Source organism: Halomonas sp. 7T (assembly GCF_025643255.1).
In the GTDB taxonomy this organism is placed as follows: domain Bacteria; phylum Pseudomonadota; class Gammaproteobacteria; order Pseudomonadales; family Halomonadaceae; genus Vreelandella.
Map to the genome: position 1 here is coordinate 3077816 of NZ_CP087112.1, position 17510 is coordinate 3095325.

Sequence of the window (17510 nt, forward strand, 5' to 3'; positions counted from 1 at the left end):
ATTGGTGTGAGAAAGAAATGAACCATCACGCTATAGCTAAAAATCCAGTGAAGTGAACTGACCCCAAAAAGTTGGACAGTAAAAAACTAAGCGGCCAAGGCCTGATGTCGGTAATGTACCGGACTCAGGCCTTTTAGTTTGGTCTTGATTCGCTCGTGGTTGTAGTAATGGATATGGTGGCAGATACCCGCCTGTAACAGCTCAATGTTGTCGAAGCGGTTCAAATAGAAATATTCAAACTTCAGCGTTCCAAAGAAGAGAGCTTGTTCTTGATATTTAAGTCGATAGACACCAGCACGCCTTCCGGCGTGGCGTTGTGCTTTTCACTCGCTTCGGTGGCCTTGTTCAACTCCGCGCCAATATTGTGCTTAAGGTTTTTGATAGCCCCCCAGCGAGCAACCGGCGGAATATAGAAGGTTTTGTCGTACTCGTCTTCATCATCAGCCAGCTCACGCGCCTGGGCTTCGCTTTTGCCCCTGCTGAGGTAATATTCAACCACCGACTCCTGAGCTTCTTCGAAAGCATCAGAAAGTCGCTTCAAGAACATCATGCCGAAGATGTAATCCTTGTACTTTGACGCATCCATATTGCCGCGCAGAATATCGGCGGCTTCCCATAAGCAGGATTCCAGCTGTTGCAGCGTAACGGTGTGGCTAATTGTTGGTTCCATGTATGGCGATAACCTTGGGCATGGCTGATACATAGCCCCCACAAAATAGTGAGTCGAGTTTAGCGGTGTGGAGGCATGTGGGCAAAGCGATGCTTAGCAACCTTGCTCAATGATCATGATGAGGTCTTCAGTTTCGGCTAGTTCCAAACATTCGTACTCCTAACCCATACTGTTTCGTTTCTGCTTTACAAAAATAAGAGGCACGGTAGAACGCTTTCTCAAAACTGTCCGCATCATTTCGATCAATCCAATAGTGCGGTTTCTTAGGCACATGAACCCACGGTTCCTGAGGGTTCCAAACAGCCCCTAGCGCGCTGTACCAAGCACGCGACACCCGGTTGACTAGATTCTCATTGGGAGAGCATGCCTTACCTAGCAAGTGATAAACATCTCGGTTGAGTAGGAAAAAGAAGTGGTAGTGCGGCTTGCCGTTGCAGCCTATCTCTCGGCACCAAACATAGCGCACCTTGGTAGCAGGCACCCAGCCACTCATACGCTTTTGTTGTCGGTCGTGTTTGATGATGGCTTTAAAGGAAGCAATAAACCGTTTAATCAATCGCTTGTGGTCTTCTAGCGTCATTCTGTCGCTTATTTCCGTAGGGATGCTCGGTTCAATTCGAAAGGCCATAACTCGTGGGTAGTCATTCAGTGCTTTGTGCATCGTATCGTAAAGGGCCTGAAGGTATTCACTGGCCATAGGAAGATATTTTTTTTGAATTCTTAGCCCGTTGAATATGGGGTTATAGAGTAAGTGCAGGTTAGCGTTTGATGAGTGTACTGGTAGCATTTTAGGCTCCTTGATAAGAATGATGGCCCATGGCTGCTGTGACATGAGCGGTTATGACAGGCACGACTAATCCTCCAGTGGTTGCTGGATTCAATACAGTGGTGGTATATCGGTTATTAGCCTTTCGGCGGCTACTTAGGTACGGGGCTTGAGGCCCCTCCCCTTACCCTTTGATTATGTTAATTTATATTAATAATAATTAAACAAGGGTCAGAAAGGTTGATGATAGATCGACGGATGCGGGTGGGCGCTGGGGTCAGCAGGGGATAGAGTGTAGACAAACAGCTCTTCAATTAAATTAGAAAAAGTTTATGTAGCTGGGGGTTAAACTTCTTCATTATCTCTGCGCTTGATGCAGTCATTAATCCACTCAGCAATCTCACTTTCAACCCAGGCAACAGCCCGACTGGTCTGCTTGACGGGTTTCGGGAACTTCCCAAGGCTGATGTACTTATAGATCGTCGATCTGGCCAGTCCCGTGCGTTCCATGACGTCTTTGATGCGGATCAGTTTCATGCTCATGACGAACTCCTGTTATTCGTTCATGACATGAGGAAGCTGAGTATTTTGTAATTGGAGAGTGGCTTTGGCGCCTGTTGGTTATGAGTCGGTAGGCTCTTGAGTGCCTGACGCTATTGCATCATCTGGCTCATCATTGATGGCTGAAAGGCAATCCTGATGATGCGTTTGCCAATAAGTTTTTAGATCCTCGCTGACATAGCTTCGGAATATAGTCGTTGTTGGCTCTTTATCAGCATCTTCGGAGCGCAGGCCATAGCTACGTAGCTGAAATGCGGGTAACGTCGTGCCGTTAGGTGAACTGGGGAAAACAGGAACGAGCATGTAGGTCATTGTTTCAAAATCTACTTGTTCATTAGGGTTGAAGGCACTTTGAAGCTGTTTGGCTAGGTGGTGTGACAGTGCATAAAACAGTAGCGTCAAGGGGTGATAAGAGATTTGCTCTGTGACTGGATCGTCTTCGGAAGGCCTATGATGCTTTGCATCGTCCAACGCCTTTGTATAGTCTTCTGTTTTTTCAGAATCGGGTTCTGATTCCTGCTCAGGTTCAGCTTCGATCACATACTTAGGGGTTATGCCTAGACGGCGAGCAGTCGCCACTATGACGTCATGGCATGGCTGTTCAGGCCCGAGAAAACCTTTTTTTAATTTATTCCAGGAGTAAGTTAGCAGACGACAAGTGTCGATATGAACGCTGGTAAGTAACCAGTTTGCATCCTCCTCATCGTAGTGTTTAAGAAGCTCTTCAATACCGCCCTCTAGATAACGCGTGTTTGGCAGCAGTGATAGCGCTTGTTCAAGAACCCTTTTTAGTTTGTAATATTTTTTTTGGTAGTTTTTGGCTTCGCGATAGGGGTCATTGTCTTGTTTTGATTCCTCCTTAGTATCGTCTGACACGATGCTCTCAGAATCCTTGATGGCATCGTACTCCTTCAACAATGCTTCGATTTGCAAGGTACATACCCCTGCAGTCATCACCGCATCCACTATCCCACCTAACAACTCTGTTCTTTTTATTTCACCTTTTCTTGATTCCGTTACCTCGGGTTTGGTGCTTGAGGGTGGAGACACAATTGTGTTGGGCGTTCTTGTGTGTTTTCCAAATGAATGGTGCGCTAAATCAAGAAAATAAATAGAGGTTTTGCGTTTTTTAGCTTGGTGTGAGTATCGCCCCGGCTCATGGTGCGCAATGACCCCTACATCGACCAGCTTCTTCAGTTGCCTATCTATGCGAGAGCGTGACATCCCCGTAAGAACGCGCATTTTTGATATTCCAAGGCTGGTTATGACACCTGGCGTATCAGCATGAGCTAGCAATACCATGAGTAGCCATCGGTTAGGTAAGGTCAACCTTGAGCGGCGTCGACGCCCATCTCTTACCAAATCCTTCGTTCTATTTTCAGCAGACAGTAGGGTCGTTTTTGTGAGTGTGGCTATTTCTTCTGCATGGTGCGTAGAAGACGATGGGCTCTTCTGTAGTGCCTTCACAAGCTTTGCTGACAAACGATAACGCGAAGCTGGCCTCCCTGGCCCTTTGATAGGTAGGCGCTCAATTTCAATGAACTGTTCTTGCCTGTCACCGTACTTATCAATGAGTACCTCCCAAGCTCGGCGACCTTGCGCATACGTTAGGCCTAGGCGAGTAAAGAGGGTTTGCAAAGGGCAGTCGATACTCTTTTCAAGACCAATAACTGATGCCCACTGCATCAGTAGCCAACGCGCTTCAGGCGTTAATCGAGCATCTCTGTAGGTCAGTATTGTTGCATTCATAGCAAGCAATATACGGCAGTTTATAGAAAATAAAAATCCGGTATTGCGGACTATATAAACAATTATTTATTACATTGTTATACTACGTTGTAACTTTACACTGTAATATGCTTTTGCTTTAGCGATGAAGCATGGTTTTTTACGAATTTTTGCTTCCACTTTTCTTTATAGGTTCTGCTGATGACACGACCGTTTGAATGGGTTGATGTGGGGGATCTTGAGCAATTTAATTGGATTGCAAATTACTTAGTGCGCAAATCAACGGCGGGATTACTACCTAGCGCGTTGACAACAACTCTCAACCAATACGGCGTGCAACAAACGGTTTACATGTTAGGGGACGTTCTAGACACTGCCGTTTTTCGGGAGCTAAGTCGCCGTATGCAAGCTAATTGGAATGTGCGCAAGCATCGCAAAAAGCATGGCAATCCCGTATCAATCCAAATGTCCAAAGAGGCTCAAAGGCAATTGAAAGCCTTGGCTAAAAAAAGCGGTCAATCTCAGGTGGAGACGCTTGGCCAAGTCATCAGCAATGCAGTACATGAGCAAAAGCAAGACACGGAAAAATATAAAAAAGAAAAAGAATCATTTTTGTTGAAGCTGGAAAAGCAAAAGAAGGAGGCTAATCAGATCAAGAGTGTTTTAAGTAAAGCTGTTGAGGACTTGCAAAAAGCCCTGTCTGAAGAAATAGATCACCGCTGCAGATATGAAGCGCTAGTAGGTAAATTGGACAACGCAGTGATTGATAGCGAAGCGATAAAGGCATACTGCGATTCAGTAACAAAGCGCGTTGCGGAAGTAGAGCTGGAGCTTGGTAAATTGCAATTAATGCGTATGAGGGTAGGACCTTCGCTAAATGAACGGATGCACAAATTTATTCTGTTTCATGGGGGGGACGGTTTGGGGAATAGAAGTGGCCATAGTCAGTGATGCAGAACAAAAGAGCGGAGGCTGCAATCGATACTTTCAGTATGGTCTTCGTTTTGGGTCTTCCCTAACGCTAGTTGGGTAGTGTATTGGGTAGTAATTGCATATTTTTTGTGTTTATTTTGTTTTAATATATTGATTTTAAATGGTTTTTTACTTTTATTCTATTTTAAGATTCAAAATATTGAGTGATATAACAATGCACACAAGTGTTTTCGTTGGTAGTTGTTGACGCGTATCACTATCAACTTAGTCAGCACCTAATAAAATATTGCCCCTGCTATCGTCAAACCAAACAAGAGAGAAGGGCAATGGTCAAAGCGAGCCTCGATAATAAAACGACAGCCACGCCATCTGAAGGGCAACCCTCATGGGTAGATGAATTTAGCGTTGTGAAGAAGACCCACGGTGCCCAAGAGGCGCAGGCCGTCGCCATTGCCGATATATTGGGGTTAAAAGGCCCGCTGCCTGAGCCTCATGAAGAAACGCTAAAAGCGGTTGCTGATATTATTGAAGGTGCGTCATTGGATGACGTAGCTGAGCTGAAAAAAGCACTGCTGCATTGGAAACAGTTCGAAAAAGGCCGCACGGTTTCAAAGGATGAAGCGTTAGTCGACGATTGGCGCTCTGCGCCGTACCCCTATAAGAATCGGCTGTCTCGTAAAACGTACGAAAAGCAGAAATACTACCTTCAAGTGGAATTGCTAAAGCTCCAAGCGTGGATTAAAAAAACGCGTCAGCGTGTCGTTATTATCTTTGAAGGTCGTGATGCTGCAGGAAAGGGCGGCACTATTAAGCGCTTTATGGAGCATTTAAACCCGCGTGGCTCCCGGGTCGTAGCGCTTGAAAAGCCGACAGAAACCGAGCAGGGGCAGTGGTACTTCCAGCGCTACATTAAACACTTGCCAACGCACGGTGAACTCGTTCTGTTTGACCGCTCCTGGTACAACCGGGCGGGCGTTGAGCGGGTCATGGGTTTTTGCACCGACCAGCAGCATCAGGACTTTTTACGTCAAGCGCCTGAACTTGAGCGCAACTTGGTGGGCAGCGGAGTGCACATCATCAAGTTCTGGTTTTCGGTCAGTCGTGAAGAGCAGCAGCGTCGTTTTAAAGAGCGTGAACTACATCCACTCAAACGTTGGAAGCTGAGCCCGATTGATTTGGCATCGCTGGAAAAATGGGATGAGTACACGGCAGCTAAAGAGACCATGTTTTTCCATACGGATCACTCCGAGTGTCCTTGGGTGGTCATCAAGTCAAACTGCAAAAAACGTGCGCGTCTCAATGCCATGCGCTACGTGTTAAATGCTTTCGATTATGAAGGTAAAGATATTAATAACATTGGGGCAACTGATCCCTTGGTAGTAGGTCGCGCTGAGTTTTCAAACAGCTAAAGCCCCGTGGGGGCCTCGGTTCATAGGTAGGCAGTGCAAGGCTAGCATCTAGTGCTACTGTTAACTTAGCACCCAACTAGCTTTGCCGCTGGTACTAGCAACACGCTAGACAATGGTGCTTCTACCTTGATCGAGGATGCCCTGCCATGCTGATGTTGCGCTACCTCTCTTTCGTTCTACTGCTCTGTATGCTGAGCATTCTGCCCCTCACCACCTACGCCAACACCGCTACCTGGCAAGCCCTCCAAGAAGGCGGCTTGGTGATTTTAATGCGTCATGCGCTGGCGCCAGGCATTGGCGACCCGCCTGCGTTTAAGCTTGAGGTGTGTGATACCCAGCGCAATTTATCAGCAGAGGGGCGCGCCCAGGCAACGTCGGTTGGGCAAGCGTTTCGTGATAGGCGGATACCTATTGAGGCGGTGTACTCATCGCGCTGGTGCCGTGCGCTGGAAACCGCTGAACGTTTAGCTTTAGGAGCGGTAGAGCCAACGCCATGGCTAGACTCATTTTTCCGTAATGTCAGCGAACGCGAGGCACGCACTCAGGCCATGCGCGCTGCCATTCTGGCGTGGCAAGGGCCGGGCAATCTGATGTTGGTCACCCACCAGGTCAATATCACCGCGCTGATTGGCGGTGTGGTGCCGTCCGGCGATATGGCCGTGGTGCGTCCAGAGGGGCAAGAGGTCGTTGTCGTAGGTACGCTGAGCCTTAGCCGAGAGTAAGGCTGCATCATCGTCTTCAATTTCTTTCATTAAATCGGGGCAAATTATTCGCTCCTCATCGCTATGCTGAGGTTTTACGCTGGGCGTATTGATAAGGAGAGCGTTATGTCATCAACCCATACTCAATCCGTTCGCCGTGTGGTCGCGCAGCATCCTGCCCATCGGGATGATATCGGTGATTTGGTCACCCGTCGGCCGCTGCCGGGACCGGGGTTGGATCAGCTTGATCCGTTTCTGTTTTTGAATCACCACGGCCCGCAGGTTTACCCGGCAAACAATCAGGGGCTTCCCTTTGGGCCGCATCCGCACCGTGGGTTTGAAACGGTGACGTTTATTTTGGACGGTTCGCTGGCCCATGCTGATAGCGCCAAGCACCAAAGCGTAATTCACGCAGGTGGCGTGCAGTGGATGACCGCAGGCAGCGGTATCGTGCATGCAGAGATATCGCCCCCTGAGTTTCTGCGCGAGGGCGGGCCGCTTGAAATCCTGCAGCTGTGGGTCAATCTGCCGTCACGCCTAAAAATGAGCGAGCCGCGCTATGTGGGCTTGCAGCAGGAGGGCATTCCCGCGGTTCCTCTGGCGGGCGGCGGTACGCTCAACCTTATTGCCGGGGAGTGGCAGGGGCAGTCAGGCCCTATCGAGTCGCTGACAGGCATATTTATGTCCACGCTTGCGCTGCCTGCGGGTACGCATGAGCAGCTGCCCGTGGCTCCTGGGCGGCAGGTGTTTCTATACGTGGTGAGTGGCAACGTGACGGTGGGCGGCGAGCCTGCTAAGGCGCACCATTTAATTGAGGTCGACCGTGACGGTGAAAGCCTAAGCATTGAGGCGGCGAGCGATGCGCGCCTGCTGTTTGGTCATGGCGAAGTAATCGATGAAGCGGTTTATTCCCACGGCCCCTTTGTGATGACCACCCGCGATGAGATCGTTCAGGCGGTGGAGGATTACCAGAACGGCAAGTTTGGTGGGCTGACGCTTTAAAGACCCGCTAATGATCTAAAGACTCGCGCTAGACCGGCTCGCCGCGATAGTAGTGCCATAAAAACAGCGACCCCACGCTGCGCCAGGGAGCCCAGTGCTCTACCATCTGGCGCGCCCGCTTCGGCGTGGGTTTGTTCTCCATGCCCTTCAAACGGCCTAGCGCTACCCTTAACGCGAGGTCGTCGGCGGGGAAAATATCGGGGCGCTGGAGCGAGAACATTAGGTAAATCTCCGCGCTCCAGCGGCCAAACCCACGCAGTTCGGTAATCGCGGCAATCGCCTCGTCATCGCTGAGGTGCGCTAAGCCATCGGCGCTAAAGGTGCCCGCAAGCTCCGCTTCTGCCAGCCCTTTGGCATACTCGATCTTGCGCCACGACAAGCCTGCATCCCGCAGCGCCTGGCCTTCCACCTCCATCACCGCCTTGGCGTGCAGTTCCGGCAGCAGTGTATTCACCCGGCCCATAATCGCCCGAGCGGCTTCGGTGGATATCTGCTGGCTGACGATGGTCGAGAAGAAGGTGGCAAAGCCTGGGTCGCGCTGGCGCGGGTCGGGTGCGCCGACTAAAGGGTAAGCACGCGCAATGTCGGTGTCGGCATTGGCCAGTGCCTGCATGGCGTGCTCGATGGTGCTGGAGGTCATAACCGGCTCACTTAATGAAAAGATAATCGTAACATCCTAGCAGTTGCCTCTTGGGTGCTGCCGCGTAAGTGTCCACGGGGATACCACTTTGCACGCTAACTTTTTTAGCGTCTCATATTTCTACTTTCGTCTAATCCTGCCATCATTTGTGGTTATCCAAGACCGTTTTATAAGCAGGCGCTTTATCCAGCGCTTGGGGAGAGAGGTATGCAAGAGTCGTCAACGGGGCTGGCGCGTAACCCGCGATTGGCAGAGTTTGTTCTGGCGCTGGGCGGGTTCGGCATTGGCACCAGCGAGTTCGTCATTATGGGGTTGATGAACCGCGTGGCGGAGGATTTAGCCGTGACGGTGCCCCAAGTAGGCTATGCGATTAGTAGCTACGCACTGGGCGTGGTGGTGGGTGCGCCGCTGATTTCCGCGCTTGCCGCGCGGGCGGTGATTTTCAACCTAGTTGTCCAAATAGCTGCCTCTAAGCAGCCTGTTTATTACGCTCGACTTCCTGAAGCTTGCCAGGGTTGAGCGCTACCGAACCGGGTGCCTCCCAGTTTCGGGTGCTCCCCGACCAACGCTGTGGATGCCGACGTTTAGCTCTTTCATAAACCGCTTTGCGATGTTCAAGGCGTTCTCGATCGACACCTTGATGCCGGTCAGCGGGCGTCACGTAGCGAATACCACTGTGCAGGTGTTGTTCGTTGTAAGCGTGTTCGAACGTCAGCATCCAGTCACGTACCGCGTTTAGCGATGCAAAGCCCTTTGTGGGCCACGCTGGGCAATATTTGACAGTGCGGAACAACGCTTCTGAGTAAGGGTTGTCATTGCTCACCCTCGGTCGGCTGTAAGACATCAACATCCCCAGCTCTGTTAACCTCGCTTTCAGCGTATAAGACGTCATCGGCGCACCGTTATCAGAGTGCAATACCGGAGGATGATGCCAGCAGCCTTCGCGCAATAGGGCACGCTCCAGCAAGTGTTTCGCTAACTCGCCTGATTCCGCCTCGTGGACTTCCCAGGCGATGATTTTGCGACTGTAGATATCCATAATCAGGTAAAGATACCAGTGCTGACCACGCACAACGGAAGAGCAGTAGCTGATGTCCCAGCACCAGACTTGATTGGGCCCAGTGGCCGTAAAGCTCGTCGGCTCTGGTACTGAGCGGCGTGGCTTCATTCGCCCTCGATGGTGCTGCTGTTGGTGCTTTTTCAGCACTCGATAAAATGACGACTCGGAGGCCAAGTAGACCCCTTGATCAGCCAGTGACGGCACGATTTGAGACGGCGGCAAGCTCTGATATTCAGGACGATTACAAGCGTTCAATATGGCTTGTTCCTCCTCGTGAGTCAGTTGATGCGGCTGCATGCCTTGTACTGCTTGCGGGCGCTGATCCTCAATCACAGCGCCACAGTCAGAGCGCCAACGTTTAAGCGTGCGCTCACTCAGGTCGATAATCGCCGCTGCTTGATAACGGGAAGCCCCTCCGGTAACCGCTTCATCAAACAACGCAATGAGCCTTGTACGTTCCTCAAGCGACGTCAGTCGTCCTCGCCGCTGTTCGGGTCTTCGCCGTACAAGGCGTCGAGCTTTTTTGAGAGCACCAGCAATGACGTGGTTTCCGCTAAGGCTCTGTCTTTGCGACGCACTTCCGCTTTGAGCTGCTTGATCGTTTTACGGTCTTCTTTACGCTGTTTTTGTGCCGTTTTTTGATGATGTTCTTGTTGCCCAGCGCCCTGAAGACAAGCGGCTTTCCACTGCTGGATTTGCTCGGGATACAGGCCTTTTTCGCGGCAGTAAGCACCCAGCTCTGTTTCTGACAGGGTGGCAGTTTCGATGACCACAGCGAGCTTGGCGTCAGGCGACCATTCGTTGTCGCTTTGGGTATAACCCGGCACAGGCACTCCTTTTTCTCGACACTGTTTTAACCAACTATACAGCGTCGCGTCAGAGATGCCTTCTTCCGTAGAGACTGACACCACACTGCGATTGTGGGGTGGTAGCAACTTTTTCAGTACAGCGGCTTTACGCTCTTTAGAATAACGTGGCACACGCGCTCCATGCCGCTCCCTCTGGATGTGATTTAGGCGATATCGCCAACCGGACAACTAGGCTGACAGAGGGGGCGGGTACCCAGGCGGGCGCTGCTGATTGCGCTGATGCTGGTGTTTGCCGTGGGCAATATTGCCAGCGCCATGGCACCGGGGTTTTGGTCGTTTGTGGGCCTGCGCTTTTTGGCGGGGCTGCCCCATGGGGCCTACTTTGGCATAGCGGCGTTGGTCGCGGCAGGAGCGGTGCCGATTGACCAGCGAGCGCGGGCTATTTCAAGGGTAATGATGGGGCTTACGGTAGCCATTTTGATTGGCGCGCCGTTGGGTACCTGGGCGGGTAACGCGTTTGGTTGGCAAATCGCTTTTGCCGGGGTGGGGGTCATTGCGCTGTTAACGGCGCTGCTTATTCGGTTATGTGTGCCGGTTCAGCCGTTTGATGTCCACGCCAGCCCGTTGAGAGAGCTGTCTGCACTGGTGAAGCAGCGGGTGCTGGTCACCATCGCAATTGCCTGTATTGGCTGCGGCGGTATGTTCTCGATCTTCAGCTATGTTATGCCTACATTGACCCAGCAGGCGGGCATGAGCGAAGCGTTAGGGCCACTGGTACTGGTGATTTTTGGACTGGGCTCTATCGCCGGTAACTTGGTGGGCGGGCGCATGGCGGATAAAAACCTAATGCGGGCCATTCCTACCATTTTAGTGTGGTGTGCCGTGGTGCAGGGGCTCTTCTACTTTGCCGCCAACGAGGTGTGGTCGGGGCTTTTGTTTGTGGGGTTAGTGGGGACCAGCATGGCGCTGGCGCCCTCGCTGCAAACCCGCCTGATGGATGTGGCCGAAGATGCCCAAACTATGGCGGCGTCTATGAACCATGCGGCCTTTAACGGGGCTAACGCGCTGGGCGCGTGGCTGGCGGGTTCGGCCATTAGCGCCGGGTTTAGCTGGTCAAGCACGGGGCTGGTGGGAACCGGTCTGGCGCTGTGTGGTTTGGTGATTTTTGCCGGGGGGCGCTGGCTTGAAAACCGCACTTACCCCGCAGAGCCTGCCGCTGTTCAGAGCTATAAATAAGCTGTGGCTAAAAAATTCGGTGGGGATTTAAAGTGGCAAAAAGCGCGCATCGTTCCTAGGGTGTAAGGGTGCAAACCATAAGGAGGTGACCCTATGCATACTCAAGTAATGAAGACGTCGCACGTACTAACCCCGCGCCTCATAACATTAAGTGCTATTGCCGCATTAACGCTGGTTTTGGCGGGCTGTGGTTCAACCACTGGCGAGCGCGCCACCAGCGGTGCCGGGGTAGGTGCAGCCGTTGGCGCCGGGGCTGCTGCAGTGACCGGTGGCAGCGTCACTCAAGGTGCCGTAATTGGCGGTGGCGTAGGTGCCGCCACCGGGGCCGCCACAGATGAAGAGGATATCAACCTCGAATAACCTGCTTGCCTAGCGGCAGAGCCTAAAGCCGCGCATGCCTAGATGAAAGTGGTCGGCATGTGCGGCGTTGTAGTCTGGCCCCAGGACGTTGCCGAAGGTATCGCAGGCGCCATCCCGCGCTGCCCGTAAAAAATCGCCCACGTTGCCTTCATCATCCCAATCGTTAATCAGCAAAACTTGCTGGCCGTTCTCGAGCTGAAACCCCACGACATCCAGCGCTTCAGCGGTGGCATGCTCACTGCGCCTACCCGTTTCACGACCATACACATTGCGACAGGCAAAGCTGCCCACATGGTTTACCTGAGCGACTCGGCTGCCCATAATCTTTTGTGCCGCAGGCTGCAGCGAATGGCGCTCATACATCACCCAGGCCAGGGCCAGCGGGCAACTGGCGACAAAGCTTTGGTTAAAACGCACGCTGCTGGAGTGCATACGTACCACGTTGCTGAGCGGGCAATTAGCCGTCGGCGTGTAATCGGCCAGCGGCGTGTAGCGAAGCTCGCGCTCAGATACCGTATCCAACGCCGCCAGGCAGGCCTTACGATTGTCATTTAAGCGTTTGAGTTTGAACTGGGTAACGGGGGTGATCGGGTCGTCGACATGTAACGGCGCCCAGGGTGCCCAGTGGCGGGGGATCTCGATAACCCCTTTATGTAGCGCTGTTCCAAGCGCAATTAAGCATAAAATTATTACCGTACTGCGCATGTTGATCTCCTTATCACTGCGCGCGAAACCCTACAGCCCACGCTATGGGTGTGCGATACTGCACGTTACTTTATGCATGTTTGTATATGGCAAGTGCGGGCAATAGTAGCGCTGCTAATAACGACAGGGGTTGGCGCGGTTAACTGTATAGCCTGTTTGGCCAATCGTTTTAGCCACGTTTTACACGCTTTTTTGCTAACTTTTTTGCTAATTAGGGAAGCGCTTCATGTCCCAGGGTACGCTTTTTATCGTGTCTGCCCCATCGGGTGCTGGCAAAACCAGCTTGGTTCGCGAGCTAATTGAGAGCCTGGATGGTATTCAGGTGTCGGTATCGCACACCACGCGCAGCAGGCGCGAAGGGGAGGTAGACGGCGTTAACTACCACTTTATATCGGTGCCCGAGTTTGAAGCAAAGATCGCAGATAGCGACTTTTTTGAGTATGCCAAGGTCTTTGATAATTACTACGGCACGTCGCGTCAAGCCGTACAAGCGCTGCTGGATGCGGGGCAAGATGTTATTTTGGAGATTGACTGGCAGGGTGCTCAGCAGGTCCGCCAACAGCTCTCTTCTGCAGTGTCAATTTTCATCCTGCCTCCGTCGCGCAGTGAGCTGGAACGGCGTCTTGCCAGCCGAGGCACCGATGAACACGCGATCATTGCCCGGCGTATGCGCGATGCGGTTAGCGAAATGTCGCATTATGATGAGTACGATTACTTAGTCATTAACGACGACTTCACCACCGCCCTGCAAGAATTGCAGTCGCTGGTGATCAGCCGCCGCTTAACACGGGCTGCGATGCAAAAGCGTCACGCACCGTTGCTCGACGCGCTCTTGTCACAGGCGCCTAGCGTCGAGTAATCTATCAGGTCCTATCACCACTCTTTTTTTCGCTGGCCGGCAACGTTATCTAACAACGCCGGCCTGGCGTCGTCATTACAGGAAGGCCCCCATGGCTCGCGTAACCGTTGAAGATTGTCTGGAAAATGTTGAAAACCGCTTCAAACTGGTGATGATCTCTACTCACCGCGCGCGTCAACTGGCGCGTGGCTCTCGCGATACACAGCTGGCGTGGGAAAATGATAAGCCCACCGTGGTGGCGCTGCGTGAGATTGCGGCGGGTCTGGTTGATCACACGATTCTTGACGAGCCAGTTGAAGCCCCCGTGCGCACGCGTCCTGCAATGACGCCTCATATCGACGACTAAGCTTAAAAACAGAGCCACTAGGGCTACGAACCGATTAGAGGCGCGGTAAATGTTCACCATTGATGACCTGGCCGACCGACTTGGCGGCTACTTACCCCCGGACGAGATCCAGCAGGTCAAGCGCGCCTTCTACTACGCCGAGCAGGCCCACGATGGTCAGCGTCGTCGCTCTGGCGAACCTTACGTTACCCATCCGCTCGCCGTCGCCAACATTCTCGCTAATATGCACATGGACCATCAGAGCCTGATGGCGGCCATGCTGCATGATGTCATTGAAGACACCGGCGTCTCAAAAAAAGCCCTGGCGACCCAGTTCGGCAAGCCCGTGGCAGAGCTAGTGGATGGTGTCTCTAAGCTGACCCAAATCACCTTTGAAGATAAAGCCGTCGCTCAGGCGGAGAATTTTCAAAAGATGGTGCTGGCGATGTCGCGGGATATTCGCGTCATTATCGTTAAACTAGCCGACCGGCTGCACAATATGCGCACCTTAGGCGCGCTGCGGCCCGATAAAAAGCGCCGTATTGCCCGCGAAACGCTGGAAATTTACGCGCGCATTGCCGGGCGTCTGGGCATCAATACCATCCGTATTGAGCTGGAAGACCTCTCGTTTCAAGCGATTCACCCTATGCGGGCCGAGCGTATTAAGCGCGCTGTGGCCAGTGCGCGGGGTAATCGTCGTAGTGCCATGCGGGAAATCCAGTCGTCACTACAGCAGAGCCTGGATGACGAGGCACTGCCGGGAACGGTTGTTGGTCGTCAGAAGCATTTACTGTCGATTTATAAAAAAATGCGCGACCAGCGTAAGCCGTTTGCAGAAATTATGGACGTGTTCGGGTTTCGCATCATTACCGAAGACGTGGCCAGCTGTTACCGCATTCTTGGCGTGGTGCATAATCTCTACAAGCCGGTACCAGGGCGCTTCAAAGACTATATCGCCATACCCAAAGCGAACGGCTACCAGAGCCTGCACACCACGCTGTTTGGCCAGCGAGGTATGCCGATTGAGGTGCAGATTCGCACCCGTGAGATGGAAGCCATGGCCAATAACGGGATTGCTGCCCACTGGCTCTATAAAGCGGGGCAAACTGATCACCCGATTGCCGAAGGTAGCCACGCCCGCGCTCGCGCCTGGGTGAAAGGGCTGCTGGAGATGCAGCGCCACGCGGGTGACTCGCTAGAGTTTATTGAACACGTCAAAAATGACCTGTTCCCTGATGATATCTACGTGTTTACCCCCAAAGGCGACATTATGGAGTTGCCTCAGGGTGCTACGGTGATCGACTTCGCTTACAGTGTGCATACTGATATTGGCAATAACTGCATTGCCTGCCGGATTGATCGCCACCTCGCGCCGCTTTCCACCCGGTTAGAAAGCGGCCAAACGCTGGAAATTATCACCGCCCCCGGGGCTAAGCCTAATCTAGCGTGGCTGAATTTTGTAACGACAGCTAAAGCGCGCTCGGCCATTCGTCACGCGCTTAAACACCAGCAGCAGGCTGAGGCCATTATGCTGGGCCGCCGATTGCTGAATAAGGCGCTGACGCCGTTTGAAACCAGTTTAGAAGAGCTGGATGAAGGTGTTTTCAGCCAAGCGTTTAAAGAACTGGATGTCACCTCGCTGGATTCGCTGCTGGAGTCGTTGGGGTTAGGTAACCGAATGGCCCACGTGGTGGCGCGGCGGTTAGCCGATGTCGCCCACGGCGACCGTCGCGACCGACCCCTGACGGAAGGCAACGATAAAGCCGTCGTGATTAGCGGCAGTGAAGGCATGGTGATCAACTTTGCCCGCTGTTGCCACCCGCTGCCCGGTGACCCGGTAGTGGGCCATCTCTCGGTAGGCAAGGGGCTAGTGGTGCATCGCAGCGAGTGTCGTAACCTCGCCGATTTGAAAAATGATCCTGAAAAGCTATTCGCGCTTGAGTGGTCTGAAACGATTGACGATGACTTCCCTGTTGCGCTGCGCATTGAAATTGAAAGCCGTCGTGGGCTGGTGGCCGAACTGGCCGGGCTGGTGACCGATGCGGATGCGAATATTGAGCGCATTGGCATTGAGGAGCGTGATGCACGCCTCTCTACGATTAATTTAACCCTATCGGTGAAAGGGCGCGTTCATCTCGCTCGTATTATCAAGCGTATCCGTAACTTGCCAAACGTAGGCAAAATTACCCGAATGGCGAATTAATAGCCCATACCTGCGTGCTGCCGGCAAAAGGCGGCAGCACGGGTGATGGGTAAAAATAATCATGTTTAAACCATTAAGGAGCACGATCACCCATGAGCAATAAAGCCGTTATCAATACCGAAAAAGCACCCGCTGCCATTGGCCCCTATTCACAGGCGATTAAAGCAGGCAATACGGTGTATATGTCGGGGCAGATCCCCCTCAATCCAGAGACAATGGAGATCGTTTCTGAGGATTTCGAAGCCCAGGCACGTCAGGTGTTCACCAACCTGCAAGCGGTGTGTGAAGAAGCGGCTGGTTCGCTGGGCGATATCGTTAAGCTTAATCTATACCTTGTTGATCTAGATAATTTTGCCATTGTAAACAAGGTGATGGAGGAGTTCTTCTCCCAGCCGTTCCCCGCCCGCGCAGCGGTAGGCGTGAAAGCGCTGCCCAAAGGTAGCCAAGTAGAAGCCGAGGCCGTGATGGTCATTGGTGACTAAACGTCACGGTTCAATGTGACGTTTAATAGGCAGGGATAAAAAAAGAGCGGGCTGTTTCAAACAGCCCGCTCTTTGCATTGTGGTGGCATTAACACGCTAAATAGCGCGTTTAGATGTTACGCCTTTTGCGCTTCTAAAAAGCCGCCCTCTTTAAGCACTTGGGCATAGCCCTCTTTGTAGCTTGGGTAGCGAAACTCATAGCCAGTCTCAAGAAGCCGGCTGTTATCGCAGCGCTTGCTGGTACGGCGGCGCAGCGGTGACTGCATGGTCTCAGACGATTCTACTTTCAACTGTTTGGCTAGCCACGCCATCACGTTGTGCATGGTAACCGGTTCGCAGTCGCTTCCCAGGTAGAGGTCGGAAAGAGGCTGGCCCTTCTCTTGGCAGCGAATTAAATGGGCCAAAATACCGGTGCAGTCGTCCCGGTGAATACGGTTGGAGTAAATCACCGGCGTTACCGGGGAGATACGGCCTTCTGCTACCTGATGAATCAGGCGATCTCGCCCTGGGCCGTAAATGCCCGAAAAGCGCACGACGGTACCGGGGAGCGAATGGTTGAGCAGCGCCTGTTCCGCTTCACACATCAGATTGCCGGAGAAGCTGGTGGATTCAGTGGGGCTGGCCTCGTTGACCACCTCGCCCTCTTGCTGGCCATACACGCTGGTCGACGAGACGAAGAAAATACGCTTTGGCGGCTTTTTGTGCTGTTCCAGCACGCTTAGGACGCGTTTAAGGCCATCGGGGTAAGCGCTTTGATAGGCGCTCTCTTCAAAGCGGTCGGCGCTGACGGTGTAAATCACGTAGTCAGCTTGAGGCAGTGCTTTCGCATCGGCGCCTTCAAGATTATTGAGATCCAGCGCTAGCGGCTCAATGCCACTACCCTGTAAGGCATCAGCGTGGCGGCGTAAACCAATGACGCGATGCCCCTCGCTGAGCAGCTCACGACCTAAGGTAATGCCGATATCGCCACAGCCGATAATCAATACAGTTAGCTTCACCTGGCTCACTCCTCTTGATAAATATTCCCTATCAGATACAAAGTCTCTATGAGATGTGACATC

Annotated in this window: 16 protein-coding genes and 4 pseudogenes; 11 read left to right on the forward strand and 9 right to left on the reverse strand. The window is 52.5% G+C overall.

The features are described from left to right. Nucleotides 1–86: 86 nt before the first annotated feature. The 5 genes and pseudogenes from LOS15_RS14410 to LOS15_RS14430 form a co-directional block, all read right to left on the reverse strand. A pseudogene (locus LOS15_RS14410) lies at nt 87–257 on the reverse strand (IS3 family transposase); the annotation flags it as partial. Beyond that, nucleotides 242–703 carry a type I restriction-modification system subunit M N-terminal domain-containing protein gene (locus tag LOS15_RS14415; RefSeq protein ID WP_317629611.1) on the reverse strand — a complete coding sequence of 154 codons (462 nt, stop codon included), beginning with the start codon at nt 701–703 and terminating at the stop codon, nt 242–244. The gene LOS15_RS14415 and the pseudogene LOS15_RS14410, both read right to left, overlap by 16 nt. A gap of 94 nt (nt 704–797) precedes the next feature. Further along, nucleotides 798–1457, reverse strand: a complete 660-nt coding sequence (locus LOS15_RS14420) for an inovirus Gp2 family protein (protein WP_198036743.1) — start codon at nt 1455–1457, stop codon at nt 798–800. 324 nt (nt 1458–1781) lie between these two features. After that, nucleotides 1782–1979, reverse strand: coding sequence for a helix-turn-helix transcriptional regulator (locus LOS15_RS14425; RefSeq protein ID WP_198036742.1), 198 nt, complete (start codon nt 1977–1979; stop codon nt 1782–1784). Between the two features lie 78 nt (nt 1980–2057). After that, nucleotides 2058–3746, reverse strand: coding sequence for a hypothetical protein (locus LOS15_RS14430; protein ID WP_156886240.1), 1689 nt, complete (start codon nt 3744–3746; stop codon nt 2058–2060). 180 nt (nt 3747–3926) lie between these two features. Between LOS15_RS14430 and LOS15_RS14435 the strand changes: the two genes are divergently transcribed. The 4 genes from LOS15_RS14435 (at nt 3927) to LOS15_RS14450 (ending at nt 7770) form a co-directional block, all read left to right on the forward strand. Further along, on the forward strand, nt 3927–4676 hold the full coding sequence (locus LOS15_RS14435; protein WP_083007731.1) for a hypothetical protein: 750 nt from the start codon (nt 3927–3929) through the stop codon (nt 4674–4676). A gap of 308 nt (nt 4677–4984) precedes the next feature. Then, a complete protein-coding gene (ppk2, locus tag LOS15_RS14440; RefSeq protein WP_263066631.1) occupies nt 4985–6067 on the forward strand; it encodes a polyphosphate kinase 2 in 1083 nt (360 codons plus the stop codon). A gap of 146 nt (nt 6068–6213) precedes the next feature. Continuing rightward, entirely contained in the window at nt 6214–6789 is a 576-nt protein-coding gene (locus tag LOS15_RS14445) for a histidine phosphatase family protein (protein ID WP_263066632.1), read from the forward strand. A 105-nt stretch (nt 6790–6894) separates the two neighbouring features. Then, on the forward strand, nt 6895–7770 hold the full coding sequence (locus LOS15_RS14450; RefSeq protein WP_263066633.1) for a pirin family protein: 876 nt from the start codon (nt 6895–6897) through the stop codon (nt 7768–7770). A gap of 28 nt (nt 7771–7798) precedes the next feature. Here the strand turns inward: LOS15_RS14450 and LOS15_RS14455 are convergent, their stop codons facing one another. After that, entirely contained in the window at nt 7799–8410 is a 612-nt protein-coding gene (locus tag LOS15_RS14455; protein WP_263066634.1) for a DNA-3-methyladenine glycosylase family protein, read from the reverse strand. Between the two features lie 207 nt (nt 8411–8617). Between LOS15_RS14455 and LOS15_RS14460 the strand changes: the two are divergent. Next, nucleotides 8618–8842: pseudogene (locus LOS15_RS14460) on the forward strand (MFS transporter); the annotation flags it as partial. 37 nt (nt 8843–8879) lie between these two features. Here the strand turns inward: LOS15_RS14460 and LOS15_RS14465 are convergent. Further along, nucleotides 8880–10450, reverse strand: a pseudogene (locus LOS15_RS14465) (IS3 family transposase). A gap of 75 nt (nt 10451–10525) precedes the next feature. Between LOS15_RS14465 and LOS15_RS14470 the strand changes: the two are divergent. Next, nucleotides 10526–11515 (forward strand): annotated as a pseudogene (locus tag LOS15_RS14470) (MFS transporter); the annotation flags it as partial. Between the two features lie 93 nt (nt 11516–11608). Then, nucleotides 11609–11875, forward strand: a complete 267-nt coding sequence (locus tag LOS15_RS14475) for a hypothetical protein (RefSeq protein ID WP_263066635.1) — start codon at nt 11609–11611, stop codon at nt 11873–11875. 9 nt (nt 11876–11884) lie between these two features. Here the strand turns inward: LOS15_RS14475 and LOS15_RS14480 are convergent, their stop codons facing one another. Next, entirely contained in the window at nt 11885–12580 is a 696-nt protein-coding gene (locus LOS15_RS14480; RefSeq protein WP_263066636.1) for an extensin family protein, read from the reverse strand. Between the two features lie 226 nt (nt 12581–12806). On the opposite strand from LOS15_RS14480, the gene gmk reads away from it, so the two are divergent. From gmk to LOS15_RS14500, 4 genes are all read left to right on the forward strand, one after another. Beyond that, nucleotides 12807–13439 (forward strand): guanylate kinase, encoded by a 633-nt coding sequence (gmk, locus tag LOS15_RS14485; RefSeq protein WP_263066637.1) that lies wholly within the window; start codon nt 12807–12809, stop codon nt 13437–13439. 91 nt (nt 13440–13530) lie between these two features. Continuing rightward, nucleotides 13531–13785, forward strand: coding sequence for a DNA-directed RNA polymerase subunit omega (gene rpoZ, locus LOS15_RS14490; RefSeq protein ID WP_263066638.1), 255 nt, complete (start codon nt 13531–13533; stop codon nt 13783–13785). 49 nt (nt 13786–13834) lie between these two features. Continuing rightward, complete coding sequence (locus LOS15_RS14495; protein WP_263066640.1) at nt 13835–15967, forward strand: RelA/SpoT family protein; 2133 nt, start codon at nt 13835–13837, stop codon at nt 15965–15967. A 92-nt stretch (nt 15968–16059) separates the two neighbouring features. Beyond that, nucleotides 16060–16449: a RidA family protein gene (locus tag LOS15_RS14500; protein WP_009098185.1), complete on the forward strand. Its 390-nt coding sequence runs from the start codon at nt 16060–16062 to the stop codon at nt 16447–16449. 116 nt (nt 16450–16565) lie between these two features. Here the strand turns inward: LOS15_RS14500 and LOS15_RS14505 are convergent, their stop codons facing one another. Beyond that, on the reverse strand, nt 16566–17447 hold the full coding sequence (locus LOS15_RS14505; RefSeq protein WP_263066641.1) for an SDR family oxidoreductase: 882 nt from the start codon (nt 17445–17447) through the stop codon (nt 16566–16568). Nucleotides 17448–17510: the final 63 nt, after the last annotated feature.

Bases quoted from the DNA above. Each gene is read 5' to 3' on its own strand.
- LOS15_RS14415 (WP_317629611.1), bottom strand. From the start codon at position 703: ATGTATCAGCCATGCCCAAGGTTATCGCCATACATGGAACCAACAATT.
- ppk2 (WP_263066631.1), top strand. From the start codon at position 4,985: ATGGTCAAAGCGAGCCTCGATAATAAAACGACAGCCACGCCATCTGAA.
- LOS15_RS14435 (WP_083007731.1), top strand. From the start codon at position 3,927: ATGACACGACCGTTTGAATGGGTTGATGTGGGGGATCTTGAGCAATTT.
- LOS15_RS14425 (WP_198036742.1), bottom strand. From the start codon at position 1,979: ATGAGCATGAAACTGATCCGCATCAAAGACGTCATGGAACGCACGGGA.
- LOS15_RS14495 (WP_263066640.1), top strand. From the start codon at position 13,835: ATGTTCACCATTGATGACCTGGCCGACCGACTTGGCGGCTACTTACCC.
- LOS15_RS14480 (WP_263066636.1), bottom strand. From the start codon at position 12,580: ATGCGCAGTACGGTAATAATTTTATGCTTAATTGCGCTTGGAACAGCG.
- LOS15_RS14420 (WP_198036743.1), bottom strand. From the start codon at position 1,457: ATGCTACCAGTACACTCATCAAACGCTAACCTGCACTTACTCTATAAC.
- rpoZ (WP_263066638.1), top strand. From the start codon at position 13,531: ATGGCTCGCGTAACCGTTGAAGATTGTCTGGAAAATGTTGAAAACCGC.
- LOS15_RS14445 (WP_263066632.1), top strand. From the start codon at position 6,214: ATGCTGATGTTGCGCTACCTCTCTTTCGTTCTACTGCTCTGTATGCTG.
- LOS15_RS14430 (WP_156886240.1), bottom strand. From the start codon at position 3,746: ATGAATGCAACAATACTGACCTACAGAGATGCTCGATTAACGCCTGAA.
- LOS15_RS14455 (WP_263066634.1), bottom strand. From the start codon at position 8,410: ATGACCTCCAGCACCATCGAGCACGCCATGCAGGCACTGGCCAATGCC.
- LOS15_RS14500 (WP_009098185.1), top strand. From the start codon at position 16,060: ATGAGCAATAAAGCCGTTATCAATACCGAAAAAGCACCCGCTGCCATT.
- LOS15_RS14450 (WP_263066633.1), top strand. From the start codon at position 6,895: ATGTCATCAACCCATACTCAATCCGTTCGCCGTGTGGTCGCGCAGCAT.
- LOS15_RS14475 (WP_263066635.1), top strand. From the start codon at position 11,609: ATGCATACTCAAGTAATGAAGACGTCGCACGTACTAACCCCGCGCCTC.
- gmk (WP_263066637.1), top strand. From the start codon at position 12,807: ATGTCCCAGGGTACGCTTTTTATCGTGTCTGCCCCATCGGGTGCTGGC.